Source organism: Photorhabdus sp. HUG-39 (assembly GCF_963878365.1).
GTDB lineage: Bacteria > Pseudomonadota > Gammaproteobacteria > Enterobacterales > Enterobacteriaceae > Photorhabdus > Photorhabdus kayaii.
This window is the reverse complement of the sequence record NZ_CAWNWY010000021.1, coordinates 68,339-89,427: the sequence shown is the minus strand read 5'-3', so window position 1 is coordinate 89,427 and position 21,089 is coordinate 68,339. Positions and strand designations below refer to the sequence as shown.

The 21,089-nt window shown below is 37.3% G+C and carries 20 protein-coding genes and 3 pseudogenes; 3 read left to right on the top strand and 20 right to left on the bottom strand.

Going from position 1 to position 21,089, the window contains the following annotated elements:
* Positions 1 to 102 precede the first annotated feature (102 nt).
* Entirely contained in the window at positions 103 to 336 is a 234-nt protein-coding gene (locus AAC155_RS14650; RefSeq protein ID WP_146748103.1) for a hypothetical protein, read from the bottom strand.
* Here AAC155_RS14650 and AAC155_RS14645 point away from each other — a divergent pair.
* Entirely contained in the window at positions 325 to 597 is a 273-nt protein-coding gene (locus AAC155_RS14645; protein ID WP_146748102.1) for a hypothetical protein, read from the top strand. The genes AAC155_RS14650 and AAC155_RS14645 overlap by 12 nt on opposite strands.
* Positions 598 to 871: 274 nt before the next feature.
* Here the strand turns inward: AAC155_RS14645 and AAC155_RS14640 are convergent, their stop codons facing one another.
* The 4 genes from AAC155_RS14640 to AAC155_RS24525 all read right to left on the bottom strand — a co-directional run bounded on the left by AAC155_RS14640 (position 872) and on the right by AAC155_RS24525 (position 4,267).
* A complete protein-coding gene (locus tag AAC155_RS14640) occupies positions 872 to 1,756 on the bottom strand; it encodes an IS982 family transposase (protein WP_113043065.1) in 885 nt (294 codons plus the stop codon).
* Between the two features lie 141 nt (positions 1,757 to 1,897).
* A complete protein-coding gene (locus tag AAC155_RS14635; protein WP_113043063.1) occupies positions 1,898 to 2,851 on the bottom strand; it encodes an NAD-dependent epimerase/dehydratase family protein in 954 nt (317 codons plus the stop codon).
* Positions 2,851 to 3,888, bottom strand: coding sequence for a glycosyltransferase (locus tag AAC155_RS14630; protein ID WP_113043062.1), 1,038 nt, complete (start codon positions 3,886 to 3,888; stop codon positions 2,851 to 2,853). Before AAC155_RS14630 ends, AAC155_RS14635 begins: the two co-directional genes overlap by 1 nt.
* A gap of 70 nt (positions 3,889 to 3,958) precedes the next feature.
* Entirely contained in the window at positions 3,959 to 4,267 is a 309-nt protein-coding gene (locus AAC155_RS24525; protein ID WP_113043060.1) for a glycosyltransferase family 4 protein, read from the bottom strand.
* Positions 4,268 to 4,281: 14 nt separating this feature from the next.
* Between AAC155_RS24525 and AAC155_RS14625 the strand changes: the two are divergent.
* Positions 4,282 to 5,054 (top strand): annotated as a pseudogene (locus tag AAC155_RS14625) (transposase zinc-binding domain-containing protein).
* Positions 5,055 to 5,195: 141 nt separating this feature from the next.
* Here AAC155_RS14625 and AAC155_RS14620 read toward each other — a convergent pair.
* The 12 genes and pseudogenes from AAC155_RS14620 to AAC155_RS14565 all read right to left on the bottom strand — a co-directional run.
* Positions 5,196 to 5,363 (bottom strand): annotated as a pseudogene (locus tag AAC155_RS14620) (IS6 family transposase); the annotation flags it as partial.
* A gap of 199 nt (positions 5,364 to 5,562) precedes the next feature.
* Complete coding sequence (locus AAC155_RS14615; protein ID WP_113043059.1) at positions 5,563 to 7,719, bottom strand: hypothetical protein; 2,157 nt, start codon at positions 7,717 to 7,719, stop codon at positions 5,563 to 5,565.
* Positions 7,716 to 8,876, bottom strand: coding sequence for a hypothetical protein (locus AAC155_RS14610; protein ID WP_113043058.1), 1,161 nt, complete (start codon positions 8,874 to 8,876; stop codon positions 7,716 to 7,718). The genes AAC155_RS14615 and AAC155_RS14610 overlap by 4 nt, the downstream gene beginning before the upstream one ends.
* Before the next feature lie 3 nt (positions 8,877 to 8,879).
* Positions 8,880 to 9,245 (bottom strand): EamA family transporter, encoded by a 366-nt coding sequence (locus AAC155_RS14605; protein WP_113043056.1) that lies wholly within the window; start codon positions 9,243 to 9,245, stop codon positions 8,880 to 8,882.
* Positions 9,239 to 10,066: a sugar phosphate isomerase/epimerase family protein gene (locus AAC155_RS14600; protein WP_113043055.1), complete on the bottom strand. Its 828-nt coding sequence runs from the start codon at positions 10,064 to 10,066 to the stop codon at positions 9,239 to 9,241. The genes AAC155_RS14605 and AAC155_RS14600 overlap by 7 nt, the downstream gene beginning before the upstream one ends.
* Positions 10,056 to 10,826, bottom strand: coding sequence for an NAD(P)-dependent oxidoreductase (locus AAC155_RS14595; protein WP_113043053.1), 771 nt, complete (start codon positions 10,824 to 10,826; stop codon positions 10,056 to 10,058). Before AAC155_RS14595 ends, AAC155_RS14600 begins: the two co-directional genes overlap by 11 nt.
* 92 nt (positions 10,827 to 10,918) lie before the next feature.
* Complete coding sequence (locus AAC155_RS14590; protein WP_113043052.1) at positions 10,919 to 11,707, bottom strand: glycosyltransferase family 2 protein; 789 nt, start codon at positions 11,705 to 11,707, stop codon at positions 10,919 to 10,921.
* Positions 11,707 to 12,726, bottom strand: coding sequence for a glycosyltransferase (locus tag AAC155_RS14585; RefSeq protein WP_113043050.1), 1,020 nt, complete (start codon positions 12,724 to 12,726; stop codon positions 11,707 to 11,709). The genes AAC155_RS14590 and AAC155_RS14585 overlap by 1 nt, the downstream gene beginning before the upstream one ends.
* Positions 12,723 to 13,856 (bottom strand): FAD-dependent oxidoreductase, encoded by a 1,134-nt coding sequence (locus tag AAC155_RS14580; RefSeq protein WP_113043049.1) that lies wholly within the window; start codon positions 13,854 to 13,856, stop codon positions 12,723 to 12,725. Before AAC155_RS14580 ends, AAC155_RS14585 begins: the two co-directional genes overlap by 4 nt.
* A gap of 109 nt (positions 13,857 to 13,965) precedes the next feature.
* Positions 13,966 to 14,389 (bottom strand): annotated as a pseudogene (locus AAC155_RS14575) (transposase); the annotation flags it as partial.
* A 50-nt stretch (positions 14,390 to 14,439) separates the two neighbouring features.
* Positions 14,440 to 15,396, bottom strand: coding sequence for a glycosyltransferase (locus tag AAC155_RS14570; RefSeq protein WP_113043047.1), 957 nt, complete (start codon positions 15,394 to 15,396; stop codon positions 14,440 to 14,442).
* Between the two features lie 1,155 nt (positions 15,397 to 16,551).
* Positions 16,552 to 18,024, bottom strand: a complete 1,473-nt coding sequence (locus AAC155_RS14565) for a hypothetical protein (protein ID WP_223121456.1) — start codon at positions 18,022 to 18,024, stop codon at positions 16,552 to 16,554.
* 265 nt (positions 18,025 to 18,289) lie between these two features.
* Between AAC155_RS14565 and AAC155_RS24520 the strand changes: the two genes are divergently transcribed.
* Positions 18,290 to 18,538 (top strand): hypothetical protein, encoded by a 249-nt coding sequence (locus AAC155_RS24520; RefSeq protein ID WP_205068564.1) that lies wholly within the window; start codon positions 18,290 to 18,292, stop codon positions 18,536 to 18,538.
* A 120-nt stretch (positions 18,539 to 18,658) separates the two neighbouring features.
* On the opposite strand, the gene AAC155_RS14560 is transcribed toward AAC155_RS24520, so the two are convergent.
* The 3 genes from AAC155_RS14560 to AAC155_RS14550 form a co-directional block, all read right to left on the bottom strand.
* Positions 18,659 to 18,832 carry a hypothetical protein gene (locus AAC155_RS14560; protein WP_158536576.1) on the bottom strand — a complete coding sequence of 58 codons (174 nt, stop codon included), beginning with the start codon at positions 18,830 to 18,832 and terminating at the stop codon, positions 18,659 to 18,661.
* 180 nt (positions 18,833 to 19,012) lie between these two features.
* Positions 19,013 to 20,305, bottom strand: coding sequence for a hypothetical protein (locus AAC155_RS14555; RefSeq protein ID WP_229015566.1), 1,293 nt, complete (start codon positions 20,303 to 20,305; stop codon positions 19,013 to 19,015).
* A 56-nt stretch (positions 20,306 to 20,361) separates the two neighbouring features.
* Entirely contained in the window at positions 20,362 to 20,496 is a 135-nt protein-coding gene (locus tag AAC155_RS14550; protein WP_262405165.1) for a hypothetical protein, read from the bottom strand.
* Positions 20,497 to 21,089 lie beyond the last annotated feature (593 nt).

Below are 21,089 nucleotides of genomic sequence, written 5' to 3'. Positions count from 1 at the left end.
AGGGATCAACACCTTTGAATTTCAAGAACATAAAATGGTGACAGGAATGCAATCTTACCACCATGAGCTTTTGAGTTTATTAGGCGCACAATATAAAGCGGTTTATTCCTGAATTAGGTGCGGAATGGAGGATACACGCCAGGTGCCGGTTTCTCTGGCTGGGTCAGTGCTGTCGGGGACTCCCGTTGATTGCGTCGGGATAACTACCCGTATCTGGCTGTTCTGTTGTGCGATTTCCGCATACGCTGGCACCCCATCATAGGCACCATCCGCCGTTACCTGGATTATTGGTGCCTTAATCTGGTCGAGCAAGGAGCGCAACTTGTGACGGGCCATCCACATTCAGCTCTGTCAGCGTATGTGCCACCAAGGAAAACGTCGTGGCATCTACCGACAGATGCAGCTTATTCGGCACTTTGCGCCGTGCTTGTCCTGCAACCATTGACCAGCACCAAAGATATGAAGCCCTGTGCTGTCAATGAGGATGTTTCAGGCATAAACATTGGCAGAGTGGGGGTAATGACATTGTCCGCCGGGCGTGGCATGAGTCGCAGTAGCCCAGAGTTGAATCGCCTCCGGGGTTATCCAGAGCGTTAGGCTCCTCCGTTGCTTAAGTCCGGTTTCATATTCAGACCAGTTGGTAATGGTGTATCGGGCTTTGGGGATATGATGTCGGCGTTTGGCGTTGTGTTCATGTGGCATCCTGCTTCCCAAGTGAAAGGAGGACTTTGCCATATTTTAACCATCCATGCACCAACGCCGAGAAAAATAAAAGAAAATTTTATATGCTCTGAATGATTTATTTTAGATGTTTAATACATTAATAACGTCATTACCCATAGTACAAAACTTAGTTTAACCCGAATTCTGTTTAAATCGTCACTGAAAAATCGTCTTCTGAGTAGAAAACTTTCAGTGATGGTTTCTTCCATTTGAGGCAGTAAGCAATCAAACCGCCTAAAACGGTCAACATAAATCCTTTTATACTTCGGTGGCGCGAATGCTCTATTTGAGAAATGGTTTTTAATTGTCCATTAATTGTTTCGATGATAAAACGCTTTGATAACATTATCTTATCCCACTCAGCTTGCATACACGCTTTCATGTTTCGGCGCTTTTTCGTGATGAAAGTGACACCGGTTTTGGCTAAATCGTCAGCGAGCTCCTGACTGAGATACCCCTTGTCGGCGTAAAGAGTCCCCGTTAATTCTGTTGTTAATTCGCGAACCGGTTCCCGATCATCCACATTACCGGCAGTCACTTTCAGCGCCAGAATTTCGCCCAAATGGTTAACAACCAAGTGTAACTTGAAACCGTAAAACCACCCCATTGAGGTTTTTCCTCGTTTTGCTATCCCCTCAAAACTCTTATGACGGGGAATACGGATGTTATGACAAACACGCAAGCGGGTGGAATCAATAAAAGCAATTCCAGTGGGTTTCCCTTTTAATTGAGTCAGGTAACTGCACAGTGGCACCAAAACGGAAGGGGCGACACTGACAAAACGGGTATAACTGAGCAAGGTGGGAAAATCGTTGTGGTGATATTTCCAGAGGCATTCCAAATAGAAGGCTTTAAAATGACGATAATGTGACAGGTGAAAGAGGATCAAAATGGTCATGATTTCACTGGGATACATGTGACCTTGTCGGCGGCGCAGGCGGTATCCGTTATCGAGGCAAAACTGTTCCCATTGCAGGATGAAAAAACGGCAAAAATCGTCGACATCACAGAAAATTTCAACTAAGTTGTTCATAGCCTGTTCCTCCCCGGAGCTGTTTCGGCATGCACCAAAACATTGCTCCTGGAACAGGCTTCATGTCAATTTCTTATCCAGAATTCAGGTTAGTTTAAACTATGCTTCATCAAAAAAACATATTAGTTACTATAATTATGCTTACTTAAATTCATAACGAACAGTATTTTTAATTCCTTGTTCTAAAGTCACTGGAGGAATAAAACCAGTTTCAGATATAAAATTCGATTTAAATTGTGTACGAGCACAAAATTTTTTTACCCTGATACTACTGACGGGAAACTCTTTTCCTAGGAGTTTTGACAAAATATCAAAGCAATATCCACCTAATATTCCGATAATGTATGGGATACGTATATTTGATTTTTGCTTACCTAATGATTTACATATAATGTCTGTTAGTTCATTCATTGTAAAATCTGGCTTATCAATATAATTGAATACATGTCTGCCAACCTTAAATCCAGTAGAAAATTTTAGAAAAGATGCAACATTTTCTACATATGCCATAGATTTTTGATTTTCACCTGAACCAATCATTAGAAAACGCCCTGAAGTGATTTGGCGAAATAAGTTATATACATTTCCGCGATTATTTTCACCAAAGACAACTGTTGGTCTTATAGTAACTAAAGTCCGATCAGACTCCTTGCTTTGCCAAGCATCATAAATATATTCGGCCTCTATCTTTGATTTGCCATAATCATTAAAAGGGGAAAATGTTTCATCTTCTCCAGTTTCTTTTGTAACGAAACCATAAACTGCTATAGACGATGTAAATATGATATGTTTGATATCTAACTTCTCGGCTGTGTTGCAAACATTCTTAGCGCCATCAACATTAACATTATAATAAAGATGGATTGGTTGAACGTTATCTTTATGTTCAGCGGCAAGGTTAATTATGATATCAGCACCGCTTAATGGCTCGATTAAGGAGTCAGGAACAGTCACATCACCGTACAACCAGTGTTCTGGAAATAAAGTACTTTTATTCTTGTCAATAAGAACAAAATCACAAAACTTTTCTTCATTTATAATTGTTGCCAGGCGAGAACCAATAAATCCAGAGCCGCCAATAATTGCTAACTTCATTACTTACCTTCTATTAAACCAATATATTTATCTTTTAAGTGGTTTATGTCAAATCTTGTTTTAACTATTTGAGCTGTGCTGTAATACTCATTATAGTTACCAAGTATCATATTTAATTTTTCATATAAGTCATCGACATTATTTGAAAATAAGACACCATTGGTTTTATTTAAAGCTATTGAAAAAATCAATTCGCTACATCCTCCTACATTGCTTAATGCTATAGGAACTCCAGCAGATGCAGCTTCTAAAGCGGACATGGGCAAACCTTCACTTTCTGAACAGAGTACAAAAATATCATAATCCTTAAACGAATTGAAATTTTTAATTTCACCAAGAAAAAACACATTTTCTTTCCGTGAATAACTCGTAACTAAATTAGCTTTCATGGTACCATCGCCAACGAAATAAAAATCAGCGTAGGAAAGTTTATCTGCGACAGTGACCAACAAGTCAGGACGTTTGGGATGAACCATTCTTCCAACAAAAAGAATTTTTTTCTTATTATTTATTATATCCTTTTTAGGCATGGGAGTAACACCATTTCTAATAACGATAAGTTTGTTTGAATTTATACCTATAATATTTACAGCGTTATTTTTATCTGTTAAAGAAACACACAGAATTTTATCACTTAATAATGATAAAATTTTTTCAATAAAACAAAAAACCTTTTTAAATTTACCTCCATTATATATACAAGACCAACCATGAGAAACATAGATATGCCTATGCTTATAAAATAATTTAGCAAGTCGTGAATAGATTCCAGCGTTTGCTGAGTTTGATATGACCACGTCAGCTTTAAATTTTTTTAATGAGGATGCTATTTTCAAGATTGCAATAGGGTTCTTCATATTGGCAATCTCTGGAATGATTGCTATGTGTTCGTCATTAGATTTTTTTGTTAACCAGTTATTATCTGAAGTAATCAAATAAATTTCATAATGATTTTTTAATAAATTTTTTAATTCATAAATCCAGGTTTGAGCACCACCTATCTCAGACTTAGTAATAACAAAAACTAAATTTTTCATATAATTAGTTACCATATATCTGTATCCGACGCTATCCTATTGAATCTAATGAGAAATTTTTTATAACATGCTATCTGGCTAATTCTATCTCTACTATTTTAAGCTTCTGTTCTTTGCTCATACCTATTGATTTTAACATTGCATTAGTTAATTCCTTTTTATTATGGTTTTCAATAATCATGCAGAATTTCCCTATTACACAGCAAGCACCACAAAAATCTGTTGATATAACAAATCTTTTAGCAGACATAGCTTCAACAAGAACTATTCCAAACTCTTCGTATAAAGAAGATAAAACAAATACATCACAAACATTGTCGGCGACAACGTTTCCATGTCTGCTATGCCTATCAGAGACTTCATAGACATGTTTTTCAATTTAACTTCCGTTGGCTGCTCTGGTGCCAGCGGCAGCCTCCCGGCTTTGTTCGCGATGTGGTTGTCGAAATCATCACGAAAGTCATGGCTTGCGGCACCTCACTGATGGGCGACATGCGCTGGCGCTGCCCGGATACGTGTTGCAGGCATGAAAAGACAGTCGCTTTCATTTGCAGAAGCCGCTCTTGCCTCCACTGCGGTATAAAAGCCAGCTTGCTCTGGATATAGACCGTTAGCTCACTTGTCGGATGCGTCATTCCAGCACATTACTTTCACCATGCCCAGTGAGTTTTGGCTTATCGTTATCCATAACCGTAGGCGCTGCTGTCGGAGATGAGCCGCGCCGTGGCTGATGTCATTTTAGAAATCTGTCGACAGGCCGGTATTACTGAGTTGTTTGGAACACTATGCCGGTCAGGATAATATCACCTTGCGCTATTAAAAGTCATCGGACTAAGCGGGAAGAAAAGAATGAGATTCGATGAAATTTTGACCGCTTCAAGTACCATATGCAGGATAAGTACTTCAATAATATCCTTTATTACGGATTTCTAAGCCCAGAAAGAAGGACATGCTGGAGAATGTGATACATGTCCTCACAGAATCTCAGTGGCGAGCGATGTATCAGAAGCTGCTAAGAGTTGTCCGCTGAAATGCACTTTGCAGGAATGAAATGCGGGCTGAGACTACCGGAGCTGATACTGTGCCATGATCATCTGGCGCGTATGGGCGATGGTAAAATCAGCGTTAGCAGGGAAGATTTGCCCGGAAATCAGTATCTGGTATAAAAAACACTCAGTTATTTATAAAGCCACCGGAAAAAGCATTATCAACAGATATATCCGGTTAATCCCAGACTTTGACCGAGTGAGAAAAGCTCTTTTTATGGTTAATTATTAGTCGGTCTGGGTTTGAAATTCCTATAAATGAACCCAGCAAGAAATGGTGGCATGGTCGACGTCAATCCTCAACTTGGCCGTTATTTCTTCAAGATTACGCAAAACTTCAGGGCGTAATCCAGATACCAGCGAACAACACTGGGCAATCATATCTGTGGGATAATGCAGGCGTTTGAAGGCTTTTCGTATCAGAGGCATCGTTGGGTAACTCAATACATTACCCGACGACGTCTTAATGCGACAGAACCTTTTTGGCGTCGTGTTTATGCGGCATCGTAAATACAATTTCAGAGTTGGCTGGCGTTGATGATACAACTTTAGCCATTCATGCACCAACGCCGCTTTAATAATTTAAGACAATGAATAAAGACATTTTGAATGTTACATATAAGTAATCTTAGTGAACAGTCTCTTTGCAATTGTATTTTGCTGCATCTCCAACAGCAGGATAATCATAATATAAATTATATATATTATGATTATCCACATTCTCTTCATAAAGTGTAATTTCTTTAATATTCATTGAGGTCAAATTAAGGAAATTTGCCAGAATACGAGGTGTAATAACAGGCTTAAATCCATCACGATAAAATATTGGGAAAGAGAATGTATTTTCACTCCAAGGTAAACTCACTGGTAAGTTTGAAGGAAGACCTGTATTCTCAATTTCCAATAAGTGGCGTGGTAACTTTCCCATCAATGGAATAGATGACATTGGATTTTTTATTTCGTATTTAACTACGGCAGTCATTAGCTTTATATCGCAGGAGCTACTTTGGTTATTGCTGATATAAAGTTGTATTGATTTATTAATCGGGAAATCACCTTGTAACTTCAAATGCACAGGACCAAAGGTATCCCAATTGTTATTATTATTTATATGCCATAAAGAAAACTCACTTTTATTTACGGCTAAATCGTAATTGTTAATCATATTTCTAAAGAATGGCCAGTGCCAATTCAGTATCCAAGGCGTGAATCGTTCCGGTTTTGCAAACGAAATGTATTCAGGCTTGATTCTGACAAAAGAAGAATAGTACTGATCTCTCGCCTCCCGACCTAGAACGTGTATAAGCATTTCTGTCGGTGCTGGATTGTAGGAACTATAAAATATGTTCAGCAGTGAGCCTGGATATATCTCCCAAATCAAGCCGTTAGATGCTACACCAGGATTTGAGGTATCATTGTTTTTCGTAGATGTGACAAGTGCAGGCTTAGTAATCTCTTTATTTTTATCTGAAACAAACTGCAATTTCAGATCACCACCTCTGTTCCACAATTCCAGAGGGCCGAACACATCACGTTTTTCAGATTTCATCAGGTTATGCATTGCCCACTTAAGATCGCCAGATTCTAATTTTGACGATTCAAGTTTTTGCATACAATTGTTGTAGTTTTCCTTGGAGACGATACGTAAACATTTTTTTACTATTGCACTGTTGAAGAGATCGATAGTTACGATGTTATCATTTTTTGAAACATTCGAAACAAACAGCGGACTATTAGTTCCCTCCGCAACAACTATACTTCCAGGAGTTATATCATTACTAGAATAAACAACAAAACTCGTTTTGCGTTTTTTACCAAGAAAGAACTCATCATTGATTAAATCCGTATCAACGTTGAATACCATTTCTTGTTTTTCATCGTTATTTTTTTTTCGCGTGACATTTATGATGGTTTTACGGAAATCGAAGTACGGTGGGAACTTCTTGTCAAGCTTAACAATAAAGGTACCGTTAAAATTATTGACGGATACAATTTTTGCCGTATTGACACCGTTCATCCCTTCCCAGGATAAGCTGTCGCCCGTCTCCAATACAGTTTTAGATAACCCGAGTGAAGGCAAGTGACGAATAACATTAGTATGACCAGTAGGATCGAGTGAAAAACGCCCGCCGCGAACCCATCCCATGCTGTCAGTCTCAAACATCATTTTTTTGTTCTTTTTTACCCCTGACGGAATAAGTATGCTCTTTGGGAAGAAGTCATAAGGAATATAACCTTGTACGGTTATGCTACCTGAATCTCCTATATCTGTGATTGTAACGTAAAAGTTAGCATCATCATTTCGTAAAATGGCTGTTTTACCAACGATAACATTTTTTGGTAGCGCACCTGTCTCAAGTTGGATGTTGTTCTCGGAAATTTTGAACGTAGTTTTGTTATAAAATCCTAAAATAAAATCGTCCGACCATACAGGAAGAATAGATGCTGACGATAACACTGGTTTATCATTGTTAACATATCTTAACCAATTAGGGTAGATAATATTCTCTGGCAAAAAACGCTTATTAGTCGTTTTGGAAATATAATAGCTGGCTTCAGATAAATAATCACTATACTGATGCATCTGATTAAGCGACCCGACGATCCCTCTCAGATCATGATATTTAGATAGTTTCACTCCTTCCATGTAGGATTGACTATATTTGTCAATCGGGATACTTTTCTTAGCAAGGTTCATATATGCAAACCAATAAGAAAAAGAAAGAATAGAAACAAATAAAATAAAGACTCGAATAAAAACTTTATTTCTTAATATATTAATCATTTTTTATGTTCACATGTCATTGAAAATAAAAACAGAATCGGGAATAACGATAATGTTATATATCTTATCTCAAGCGGAGCTTGGTGTGCACCGATATAACCTAAATTAGATGCCCATGATAAAACTCCACCCCAAAACATAACCAGACAAGCATAGAAGTATTTTGAATTAAGATTGTATCTTCTATATATGAATGTAATAAATATTGTATAAATAATAGCAGTTAACGTAATAAGTTGGGAAACAACAGCATTAATATTATCAAGGGAGAACACTTCACTAAATGAAGAGAAAAATGAGTTAGGGAAAACACCGAAAACCCAAATTTGATCATTTGAAATTGTAGTTATAGCCCTGATGGACTCTAAACTCTGGAAGAAAACCAGCAGGATGGCTATGTGAGCTAATATAGACAGTATAAGTAAAAATACTGAATATATTAAAGCATTAAAATATTTTTTCTTATAAAAGAATAAGTAACTAAATATAGTTAAACAAAATGCGGCAATTGCATAAAATCCCTGTTCTGCGCCTAACAATGGAGAAATTGCAGCAACAAACAAAGTAATAAGAACCGTTTTGATTACTTGCCGCTTATCACAAAGTTCATAACTAGAAATAAGATTATAAAAGCATATCGCTAATAGGATATGAGGAGAAAAGCGCACAGCCATTGGGGCACCTAAAAACAAAGGTGAGAAGTATGATCCTATATATGGCAAGAAATCAAACAACGCAGAGATAAATAAGGTGGAAAGAACTGCTGTAGAAAAATTGCTTATTTTTCGCATCATGAAATAAATAGGTAAATACAAAAATGCGCAATTAACAATAAATGTGCTATTTAAAGCAGAAATAATAATTCCAAAGCTTAATACACTATGGAAAAAGTAGTAAAGCGGATAAATCAAGTAAGGTATCCCGTTACCATGAAAATAAGAAAAATCTATAGCAGGGTATAGCCCTTTATCCATATTCCTTAACGGGAATAGCGTTTGAAAAGAGCCATCCCATGGTTCTCGGTTGAAATACAATACTGAATTAAAATATATTATGCTAACGCATGTCAATGAAAGAAGAATCATAACAATTGAATATATATTCAACCATTTTTCAGATAAAAAAGCTTTTTTTGCGAGAGATATGTACTTTTTCATTTGTTACGCTTTCCCCATAATAATGACACCAAGTATAATAACTAATGTTCCTATTACTTTCATTAGCGTTAAGGGTTCATTAAATAGCAGGTAACCCATAAACATAACAAAGATGAAGCCTAATGAAATAAAAGGATAAGCAAAACTCACATCAACTTTTTTTAAAATATAAATCCAGCTTAATAACGCAATAACTTGAAATATAACACCAGAAACCAGATAAACGTTAAAAACAAGTTCTCCCAATAGCCTCGTGAGATTTGCAAAGTCTATCTGAGGAGGAATTGAAACTTGGGCCGCACCTTTCTTCAGTAAAAGTTGGGATGACGATGAAAAAAATATGCTAAAAACAATAACAAAAATCAACATAATACAGGCCTATATATTTCTTTTATTAAAGAGATACTTGAATCAATATCCTGCAATGGCATATCAGTTCTTTTCATCTCAATGGAGAGCCAGCCTTGATACTGTATATGCTGTAATGCGCGGCAGGCCAAATTATGTGCTTCTATATCGATGCCGATAGGTGCCAGGTCTTTTTCACTTATGTGGAAGTGTTCTATTTTTTCATTTAGATTTAATATGGTGTTATATATATCCTCATTTGATAGCCTTAAACCAGCTAAATCTAAATGAATACCAAATCCAAGATGGTTAATATGATTTTTCAGTTCAAGTGCTTCTTTCGAATTTATTACAAAGTCACATCCGTAATAAGTAGGGTTTGGCTCGACACATAGCATTGTGCCAACATTTTTGGCTTGAACAGCTAACGGATAGAAAAACTTTGCCGCAATATCGATAGCCTGGTTAAAGGGGATATCATTTCGAAGTCTATTTTTAGGTGAACCGAAGACCAGTTTATCCGCGCCAAGAAGCCCCGCCATATGAATAATTTTACTCAGATGGGATTGAATAACATTGCTCTCATTCTCGTTGCTAAAGATATTTCCTGAAGGCCCACCGAATAGTAATGCCTGCATTGAACTTACTGAAATACCAGCATCGTTCATTTTCTTCCGATATGAGATAACTTCATCATCAGAAAAAATTTGGGCGTCATTTACTACCTTTGCTGGCGCAACCTCAATTGCATTGATGCCGTGCTTTTTTAATATATCTAGTACGGCATCACTTTCGTTATTGTTCCAAGCAATATTTGATATTGCTAACCCTTTAATCTTCACGTTTATGATCCCCAATGAATTTTTCTAGTTCAATAAGGCAATTTTGCTTGCTGTAAAGGTAGCCATTTTGACCACCCCAGAGTGAAGAATATTTTGATTTTATATCATAGCGGGGTGGTAATGTATTAGTTATATTTTCATAAGTATAGCCAAGCGCCATTTTTGCAATATCAAATGTTGGAACAGGTTCAACAGCAGCATTAAGAAGTTGTATATCATTTTCAATCATTCGACTAATATCGCTTTTTAGGCAGTTAAGGCAGTAAAATTGGAATGAACTGCGTGTGTCAATTTTTTCAATCTGATTATTATTTAAAAAATCATAAATAATATTCTTTTTTAACCCCTGACCAAACAGTCCAGGAAGACGAAGTGTATAAACATTTTTAAAGTTATTATTGATGAAGTCTTCAAACTTAAGGCGATGTAGTCCGTATGGCTGCCCAACATCTCTGGATAGCTTGCCATCTTCATCAAAATCGATCGGGTTAGGGTATACATCAACAGTCGAAATCAGAATGACCTCTTCGGCTGTAACTGTCTTTAGGATTTCAATTAGGCTATTTATATTTTTCCAGTCATCAATAGGATGTTGGTTAGCCCACCATTTTACTGCAGGAACTCCGCTTATAAATAATTTATTATAATGCTTTCCTTTAGCATCATTTATATTTTTAGAATTATAAAGATAATCAAATTTATACTGTTGTAGTAGATTTCCGCCGACAAAACCTGTATATCCAATTAGAGCGTTTTTCATAATAACTCACAATCATGTATAGAAAACCAAGCTAAATATATGGTTGGTATATAACAGCTATTTAGAAGGAAATAGAATGTATTAACTATTTTCTATTTCTTGTTGTATTTACCCAAGCATACCTCTAGCAATTTAATAATAACTTGCAGATTCCCCTGAATAGGACTTATTTTGGTCGGGATTTTTCCATGTTTAGGATAAGTTCGCATGACAGGTATTTCAATGCAATTGAAACCTAACTTGGCTGCCTGTATTGCAAGGTAATAATGAAATTCATAACCGATAAATATATTTCTGAATGCGGCTAATTTTTCATCGGCTAAGAATTTAGCGCTATAGGCACGGAAACCGTTTGTAGTATCAGTATATTTAAATCCAGAAAATAACCTTATAAGTGGTACATGGATAACTTTTAATCCAATAAGGCGAGATTTAGGCGTATTTATATGTTTTCCACCAGGGATAAAGCGAGATCCCTGAACATGATCCATGCCATTTTCTAACTGGTTGACAAAGTTAGGGATATCGTCAACGCTGTCCTTATTATTACCATCAACGACAATAGCGCCTTTATAGCCCTGTGAAAGGGCCCAAGCAAATCCCATTCGCATTTGACTACCCAATTTTCCATAGCCTGTTTTGACCAAAAGACTGGTTACGCCGTATTTTTTTAAGTTATCAAAGCTGGTTGAACCGTCAGTACTACCACCGTCTGCGATAACAATATCTGTACAGGCCCTGGCTTTATCCATGCGAGATAACTGTTTTATTAATTTTTCTCCTTCGTTTATGACAAATATTAGGGTGCAGTAGTCATGTTGTTTAGGTTTAACATTAGTTTGTGTATATTCAGGAACTTCCCAGGCATATTTATTATTCATTACTTGTTACGCCCTGTTTGTACTAAATTAACAATATCTGGAGTAGAATCTGTTAACACATTTACACGATGCGAATCTATCATTACTGAACTGTTTTTTTCATAAATGATGTTATAGTCAGAATGTTCAGAACGGTCATCAAGCAGTCGCCCCAGATATTCACCAAAGAAGGCTAACATAGTGAAAAGCAGCATAAAGAGAATAGACATAAATATGATTTGTGTTGTCCATCCTTCGATTACATGATTATTTATCATTCTTACTATTAGGCTATATAAGCTGAAAATAAACGCAAGGAAGCTACCAAAAATGCCAAGTAAACTCATCCAACGCAATGGTTTCGTTGAATTGAAGATCATGACTTTTATGGTATCCCGGATCCCTGAAAGGAGGACTTTTTTTTCGTTAACTTGTGTTAGTTCGTAGGCTTCCGTTGTAGATGAGAATCCTGTATTCGATATCCGCACCATCATCTTATGATGAAAACGCCCATTAGCCGTCACCGCATTGACTGCTCTTCGGCTTAAGCACCGTAGGTTTGTTGCATTTCTTGGCAGCTTGTAACCAATCAGGCTTAAGGAACGATTCATTATTGATCGGATTATTGAGTAAGTGAGGGATGAGTTCTGCTTGGCGACCCCAATAACAACATCACTTTCTGCGAGTGATTTATCGACAACGTTTGTAATAACGTAAACAGGGTCTGTGCTAATATCAAATAGCACAACAAAGTCGCCTATTGCATTTTCTAAGCCAGCTGACAGAGACACGTCGGAAGATACTTCGGATGAAAGACGAATATATCGTATAGACTCTAGCTTACTAAGTAAGGAAGTAATATAAGCTTCCGTATTATCGAATGAGTAATTGTCGATAATTACAATTTCAAAGTCTACATAGTTTTTTGCTAAAGTATCATATATAGGTCTTATTTTATTTTTTAAATCTTCTACTTGATCTTTGCATGACAGCACAACGGAGACAAAAATATCTTTTTTTGTACCACTGATTAAATTCATTTGTTCAACCCTAACTCATTAATTACTGTGATAACATCATAAACATTGTCAATTTTTCCACCCATTATGCAATGTAATCCTTTCATACCATGATTGGCTTTGAAGAGAATTGGGCGCGAATCATCGGTCTCACTTCTTGGAAGAAGAGTTTTAACTTCCCAAATAGATTCATTATATTGACATTCAGATAATGCAGGTATATATCGGCTGGCATCAGAAATAACTTTCCGCCAAAGAGTATTCTTTTGTATTTCATTGAAATGTTGATGCGAGGGAAAATAATTTTCGTCGCCTTCATTCCATTCATGGTGAGGCGTATACCGCACATGACTAAATGAATGTAACCCTTTTGATGGGAAAGGCATCACTGAGAAGAAAGGACCGCACATAACTGTAATTCCTGTTTTTTTAAAGACATCGGGAACTTTCACAATGCACATTTCTGTCAGCTCTTGTTTTAGAGGTATAAGTTCAATTCCGGATTCGTGCAGCACAAAGTTTGTCATGGAATAGGTACAGTTGAATACTTGTTTTGTTTTGTGGTATTCAACCGATGTACCGTCTACATTATTAACATTTTGAGTCTTTACTCTTAAACAACCTGAACCATCTTCTTGTATGCCTGCAACTATTGTTTCATATTTTATAGTTACACCATTTTCTTCCAATCGAGAGAGCATAATTGAACGAAGTTTTCGAGAATCAAAAGCATATTCTTTAGTTGTAAAAACTTCTTCAATTAAATTTTTATTTGTTAAATCTCTTATCCAATGTGGAGCGATATCGCAAGAAGCCCCAATTCTTTGGCAGAATACCTGAAACTGTCTAGCTGTTATCTTGCTGAGTACGCGGCCAACCATATAAAATTTATCAAATTCATCATCAATACATTCTTTAAAGTCATTGCAAAAAATAGGGAAAGAAGCCCGTGACCTTAGTGCTGTAAGGTGGCTGCGCGGGTAGTGATAACCATTGTGTACACGTGCCTGGTTAACATATGATGCGCGCTCCATCAACGATGATTCTTTTTCGAAAAGAATGACTTTATGTCCTTGAGAGGCTAAATAGTTAGCAATATAAACGCCAAAAAACCCCCCACCAATGACGATAGAATCGTTTACTCTATTCATCAGCTCTCCTGTTTTTTTAAAGCTTATCCCAATAGGATTTTATTCCAGACAATGATCCCGCAAGTCAGATGTAGCATTGCTTCATAATTTTCGACTTTCTTTTCCCAACGGTATTTGCCGCAGCGACGACTAGTGAAAGTAGGAGTCCTTTCGCATCGGTCATAAGGCTCCTTTTTACTCCTTGTTTCCCTCTGTCTGTGGGATTTCAACCTGTTTTTTGCCCTTGCTAATGGAGCTTTGGTCATGCAACCATCCATTGATAACTAAGACCAGTCGATGCCGTTCAGATGTTTGCAGGCCAGTAAACCATTCCGTTCTGCCAGAAGCACTCAAAAACGCCAAAATCACGCCATTCCTGAAAGCAGTAGTGAGCGGAACTGGAGGAACATATCCCTGTTTGCATTCAAGGAATTCCACTAACAGCCGGTTCTGAGTACAAAGAAGATGGTATCCATGGTGGCGTGGTTATCAACACGTTTACGGTGCGTATCCAGAGGGTGATTAGTCTTGTGTTCAGGGACATATGGAATAATTTCCTCCCAGAGTTCATCACTAACTCGTCACCTTGCGGCCTACCATATTTTTACCTCAAGAATTGTCTGTTACTTTTACGTTCTGATAATTTTTTTTGGGATAGGTTCTTAATTATAGACTGCATAAAACCTAATAAATCTGCCTTTTCCACTATTTTATTCCATGTATAGTTTTCAATACCATCCCAATATTTACTAGTAGACAAATAATTCTCTGGTCTAAAATCATTTAAATCTTCATTAAAAAATTGAATGTTTTCGATATTATTTTTTAATGAAAATGATTTAACCCATTGGGTTCGTGTAGAGCATACATTTAATCCCATCGCCAGATATTCAAGTAATTTTGTTGATGTCTGATATTTGTATGGATATATATTGGGAATATAATTTATTCCACATTTTGCTTTGCAGGCTAAATCGGGAATCTCGTCATAACTGACTCGTCCGGAGAAAATAATATTTGAAAACCCTTTGAAATCATGATAGATCTCATCCGGATATTCGCCGATAATAAGCAACGTATATTGCGAATATTTAGTGCTAAACGAACTGAGTAATGTTCTTATATTCCTTTTTGCGGAGAGGCTCCCTATATATACAAAGTCATATTCTTTTTTAACCAGATGATCTTTCTTATAAAAGAAATCACCAACACCCATATCCCTATATATATAAGGAACAACGTCATCAAGCAGTGTTTTTGTTTTTATTGTTTCATTTAGGTAGATTCTGCCATCGGGTATGATATTGATTATCTTTTTTATTCTATCTTTCAAAAGTCCGAATGGAGGAGTGGCGAGTGATGCATATTCGTGAATATGTATTCCGGGTACTTTTTTTCGATATTCTACGCCCATGAAGAACCAATACACATCAGCATTCAGCCTATCGCTAGGGTGCTCAACAACTGATACATCACAACCTTTATTCAAAAAATAATTCTTATAGACTTCAACTTCGGGAAGGTACTCTAAGTTATTTTTAATGAAAGCTATTCGAGACATCTTTCCACCTTAAAGATATATATATAAACATCACGATTGCTAAAATATACATGCTAATCGAAGTTAAATACACAATATGATATAAGCTAACGTCCATAATGACAAGGGATACATAAAGAATAGGTTTTAATCCATATCTGAAAAAGTCGATAAGATAAATTTCCTTTGTCGCAGTCGTAAAGATTGTGCGATTATAATTTGGAGATAATATGAGTATGGCTGCGAACCAAAATGATAGGCTTTGTAAAAGTGCAACACTTCCTTCCCACTTTTCACCAATTAAATAAATAATATAAGGCAATATTAGATACGAAGAGGTAATATATATAAGCCCGAGAGCTATGCTAATTAAATTATATTTTAGCAAGACACCATTTTCTCTATTCGAAAAACTGTATAGCACGGAGCGACTTATAACTGAATTGGTCAATACTACAAAGATAGTAGTTATCTTCTCAGCAATAGCATATAATGCTGAGGCATGATATCCAAAGACGCTGGAGATAAATATTATCGGTAGATGTGTGCCTATCGAAGGGATAATTGACGATGTTGTATGTATAGCTATAAATTTAGTATTTTTTTTAATTAAATTTAAGACTTGTGCTAAAGGTTCATTGTTATTATCGTTGTTCAGATTAGTTTTATGGATGAATAAAACAATAATTGAACCAATAACTGTTCCAAGAATAAGACCTGATTCGAATTTTATCAGTGATAATTGAGCGATCCCAACAAATATAATCCGATTTAGCTGAATGATATTCAGTTTTCGATGGTTTCCCATTGAGGTATGGTAGTCGTATAAAATTTCATAAGAACTAAAGCAATAGATAATAATCGGTATAAATAGATAAATAACTGATAGGCTAAAGAATGCTATGCAGCCAGAAATTATCAATAGAGAAATTATACTTGTGCTCAAGGATAGAAACCGACATGCCCGGTAAATTAGAGGTTTATTATCTTCATTATTGGTAATGAACCGAAGGTTTAATCGTAATGCACCAACATAAGATACCACCCCGGACCATGCCATGATATTTGCATAGATACCAAATGCCTCTATCGAGTAACATCTGGCAAGAGCTAGCATAATAGCTATCCCTAATACCTGGGAGAGCATACTGCCACTTAAAAGTGATATGAAAAATTTCATTTGATAAGGATATACAGATTATTGTTACATTGAGTAGTATTTGAGTGCATTAATATTGGTTCTTTTGTGTAAATTGCATCAATGGCATGCTGCTTTACAAAATCATCTATATTATTTGAATCGATATTCGATGGAGATAAGAAAAATAATGCCTTACTGTTAATGGCGTTTTCTGAAACTGAAACTTGCTCAAATCCATTCTTAGTTATAAAAAGTATTCTTTTTATATTTCGTGTTGTTATGCATTTAGCTATTCCTTGTCTATCAATCTCTGATATATACTCAGGAGTATTATTATCAGCAGTTGTTTTCTTCATTGTTCTTCCAATCGTCCAGGCTGAACTGATTAAGATAATATATATCAAACAAATTTTAACTATTTTTACTTTGTTGTGTTTATTGATATTGCCTTTCATTATGTTAAGTAAAAAAATAATAATAAATAAATACACATTAAAGAAATAGCGACCGTCAGTATATCCAGTTAGTCCTATAACCGGAACGACTGAGATGATGGCAAGTATAAAAAAGGCTAACTTATTGTTTTTTTGGGAATTTATTTTTATTGATGATGCATTTGTTTTTTTTGATATTTTCTTAAATGTTAGATAGAAAAAAATAATGGGCAGTGGTGTAAATACACCCCATACAGTAAATGCAGTAATGGTCCTTAGTTCTTTTGTAATGATGTTTTTAATTATTTCTAAGTAGGTATTCTCTTCTAAGTTTGGTTTATAATCTAATATACTAATATGAGGGGGCATTACTAGCAGTTTTGAGTTCTCCGTAACCCACAATGTATTGAAGTAATACTCTGAATAAAATGTCCAGATTACAATTGAAATCAGAGGGAAAATCATAAAGAGTAATTTTCCTATTGAAGTTTTCTCTTTAAATGCGACCCATAGATTAAATATTAGAAAAATGATTAAAAATTCAAATCGGGTTAATATGGATAAGCCAAATACAAATCCAAGTAATAATAGTTTATTATTGTTTAAATGCTGTTGAGAGAGGAATATATATCCAATTAGTAATAGCTCAAGAGTTGCCAGAGGAATGGCTCTTCCATAAACAACTTCTTGAAAAAATGGGGGGTATAATAGTAAGAATGCAAAAACTATAAAATATACTCTTTGTAATCTTAGCCTTTGTAGTAATTTGGCTGAGAGAATAGCACATAAACTTAGTAAAATAATATTTAGAATTACAGATGAATAAATTCCTATGTTTAGGATGTTATCCATGAATCCTATTAATAATGGGTAAAAAAATGGAAATGATGGACTATGCAAAGAATTATATTGATATTGTCTAATAAATGATGGTTCATATCCTGTAAAAACAACTTTGGATAGATCGTAATATGTCCAACTATCGACGGTGAATCCAGGAAATAAGATTGCATCTAAATAGAGTTTAACAAAAAAAATTACCAAACAGAGAGGAACAACTATCTTAGTATTCAATTTTTTGCCTCGGATGTGGGCGTATATCCAATATGACGAATATTATTTTAAAATCGCCGATGATGTTCCTATGAATTTATATTCTGATTGCATCAACGAGTTTTCGCTATTGTGTAGGCGTTGGTGCATGGATAGGCGGTGGTTAGAATCCCCCCCTTTCTCCAATGGGTCAGGCGGCTTTCTCCACTTTGCGGGCGGAATGCTGCCGTACAACAGCTAACAGCCGATTGAGTACAGCCACTCCGATAGCCCCGCTTCCATACTTTTGCGTCACAAAACTCCGCGAACACAGGAGCAGGCTAATCAGTGTCTTGTAACACGCTATTATGGTCTCGACCAGTGCCCGCTTGCCATACTAGCTACCCCTGTTCCCGGATACGCACCAAGCGCCGGTTTTTCTGACTGGGTCTGTGTTGCCAGGGGCTGCCGTTGGCCGCGGCAGGATAACTATCCGTATCTGGCTGTCCCGTTGTGCGATTTCCGCCTACGTGGGCGTACCATCATAGGCACCTAGGCTATTGGTGCCTCAATCTGGTCGGGCAGGGGCACAACCAGTGATGGGTCATCCATATTCTGCTCTGTCAGCGTATGTGCCACCAAGGAAAACGTCGTGACATCTACCAACAGATACAGCTTACGCTAGCTCGGTCGGGACCTTACGCCGTGCTTGTCCGCAACCACTGACTTGAAGCCCTGTGCTGCCAATGAGGATGTATAACGGCCCTTCAGGCATAAACATTGCCCAGCTGGGCGTGGTACGCGCTGCGGCAATCCGGCATTGAATCACCTCCGGGGTTATCCAAGGCATCAGGTTTCCCGCTGCTTAAGTCCGATTTCATATTCAGCACGGTTGGTAATGGTGTATCGGGCTTTGGGGATATGATGTCAGTGTTTGGCGTTGTATTTATGTGGCATCCAGCCTCTCCCAAGAGATTAAGGAGGACTTTGCCATATTTTGACCATCCATGCACCAACGGCCCGCTATATCTTATTTCCAGTATCTTGGGTAGATATCTAGCAATTCGCTTATGCTGAATACTGATGAAACAACACAGATAACCGCAATTAGAAGTAATGTTTGCTTACCTGATTTCTCCATTCTCATCGCAGATAAAGCAATAATAAATGAAATAAGGAATCCCAACTTTAACCGGTCAAACGTATAAGTTATTGCATGCTCAAACATCGCGACGTTCTCAATGAGCATAAAACAGATGATAGCAATTAGTGCATAAACTTTTGTGTAGTCTTCTTTATCAAACTTATCGCTTTTCTTGACTGTTAATGATGTGGTTAGAAGCAGTATTGCAGAGATCAACCATGGTCCGTAGGAGTAGTAAATGGACATCCACCAGTCTTTCCATGTTACATACGTTATTTCAAGACCTCTTGCCCCAGCTCTGATTGATAATTCTTTAAAGTATGGCCCAAGACCAACCATAAATGAATAATACAAAAGCAGAGTTAAGCCACCAATAATAGAGATGGATGAATAAATAATCGTACTTTTGTAACCTGACTTGTTCTTTATGTCATGGATTAAGACAATAAAGAATAATGCAATACACATCAGGTATGCCGTCCACTCAACCCAGCAGGCAAGAGCTGACACAATGCCAAGAGCTATAACGGTTTTTCTGTTTATTCCAATTGCTAACAGGAGGAATGCGCCTGCGGCAAATACCTGGAATGCTTGATGTGCCCACATTGAAACTTGATGTGAATGCATTGGCTCTAAAGCAAATAACATGGGCACCACTGATAAGAAAGAAATAGCGGTGCTATACTTAGATGCCTTAGTGATAATTGATATAGCGAAGTAAATAAGAAGAATAGATATAATCCAGAACAGCATATCTACCCATTGCAACATTTCCCATGAAATAGGTATTCCTGATAATAATGAAGCCATCTTTATCACACCATAGGAAATAATCATTGAACCTGGTGGAAACGATGTGTATATCGCCTCATTGTTTATCCGGGGGGATGGCAGTTGTGCGCTACCAGGAACGTGTGGAATCTGGGCATCCACGCATGGGTTAACTAGATCTGTGCAAGCGCGAGCGAAAGTTATTGCGAAATAGTGTTCGTTGAATGGTCGCGTATCATAACGTTTGAGTGTGTTGAAAAAGTGAGCTGATGTTTCAGCGTTTACCCATCTCTTGTTCCAGTGCCCTTCATATGATGGCATTCCAAGGTTGTATTTGTACAAAAATAGCGCGGCAAGTAACCATAGTGCCAAGATTGACACGGCTCCAAAGGTTGTAGACTTACGCATTTTACTTCCTAATATCATATTTTAAATGGCGTTGGTGCTGCATGGATAGGTAGTGGTTAGAAATCCCCCTTTTCCCAACGGGTCAGGCGGTTTTCTTTACCACCTTGCGGGTAGAATGCGGGCGTGTAACGGCTAACAGCCGATTGAGCACGACCATTCCGATGGCGCCGCTTCCGTCTTTTACGTTGCAAAACTCCGTGCACTCAAGCGCGGGCTAATCAGCGTCTTGTAACACGCTATCATGGCCTTGACCAGCGCCCGCTTGCCATATCAGCCGCCGACAGATGTATGCAGCTTACGCTAACCCCATCGGGACTTTGCGCCGTGCTCACTGGCCAGCACCAAAGACCTGAAGCCCTGTGTTGTCAATCAGGATGTCTAACGGCCCTTCAGGCATAAACATTGGCAGTGGGGCTAACGACATCGCCCGCCGGTGCGTGGTACGTGCTGCGACAGTCCAGTGTTGAATTGCCTCCGGGGTTATCCAGAGCATCAGGTTTCTCCGTTGCTCAAGTCCAGTTTCATATTCAGCCCAGTTGTAGTATTGTTTCGAGCTCTAAGAATATGATATTAGCGTTTGGCATTAATGTTTATGTGGCATCCAACCTCCCAAGCGAAAGGAGGACTTTGCCATTTAGCTATCCATATCCCAACGCCTTAAACAAATGCTACCGCACTAGGTTTTTGGCCCCCAGAGTGCCTGTAATATTCGGAAATCTTATCTATTGCACTGATTTTCCAATACTTTTGTCTGTCTTAACAAAAAGTAATGGGGGATAAGATT

Bases quoted from the DNA above. Each gene is read 5' to 3' on its own strand.
- AAC155_RS14650 (WP_146748103.1), bottom strand. From the start codon at position 336: ATGGCCCGTCACAAGTTGCGCTCCTTGCTCGACCAGATTAAGGCACCA.
- AAC155_RS14640 (WP_113043065.1), bottom strand. From the start codon at position 1,756: ATGAACAACTTAGTTGAAATTTTCTGTGATGTCGACGATTTTTGCCGT.
- AAC155_RS14635 (WP_113043063.1), bottom strand. From the start codon at position 2,851: ATGAAGTTAGCAATTATTGGCGGCTCTGGATTTATTGGTTCTCGCCTG.
- AAC155_RS14630 (WP_113043062.1), bottom strand. From the start codon at position 3,888: ATGAAAAATTTAGTTTTTGTTATTACTAAGTCTGAGATAGGTGGTGCT.
- AAC155_RS14615 (WP_113043059.1), bottom strand. From the start codon at position 7,719: ATGATTAATATATTAAGAAATAAAGTTTTTATTCGAGTCTTTATTTTA.
- AAC155_RS14610 (WP_113043058.1), bottom strand. From the start codon at position 8,876: ATGAAAAAGTACATATCTCTCGCAAAAAAAGCTTTTTTATCTGAAAAA.
- AAC155_RS14605 (WP_113043056.1), bottom strand. From the start codon at position 9,245: ATGTTGATTTTTGTTATTGTTTTTAGCATATTTTTTTCATCGTCATCC.
- AAC155_RS14595 (WP_113043053.1), bottom strand. From the start codon at position 10,826: ATGAAAAACGCTCTAATTGGATATACAGGTTTTGTCGGCGGAAATCTA.
- AAC155_RS14590 (WP_113043052.1), bottom strand. From the start codon at position 11,707: ATGAATAATAAATATGCCTGGGAAGTTCCTGAATATACACAAACTAAT.
- AAC155_RS14585 (WP_113043050.1), bottom strand. From the start codon at position 12,726: ATGAATTTAATCAGTGGTACAAAAAAAGATATTTTTGTCTCCGTTGTG.
- AAC155_RS14580 (WP_113043049.1), bottom strand. From the start codon at position 13,856: ATGAATAGAGTAAACGATTCTATCGTCATTGGTGGGGGGTTTTTTGGC.
- AAC155_RS14570 (WP_113043047.1), bottom strand. From the start codon at position 15,396: ATGTCTCGAATAGCTTTCATTAAAAATAACTTAGAGTACCTTCCCGAA.
- AAC155_RS14560 (WP_158536576.1), bottom strand. From the start codon at position 18,832: ATGCCTTGGATAACCCCGGAGGTGATTCAATGCCGGATTGCCGCAGCG.
- AAC155_RS14555 (WP_229015566.1), bottom strand. From the start codon at position 20,305: ATGCGTAAGTCTACAACCTTTGGAGCCGTGTCAATCTTGGCACTATGG.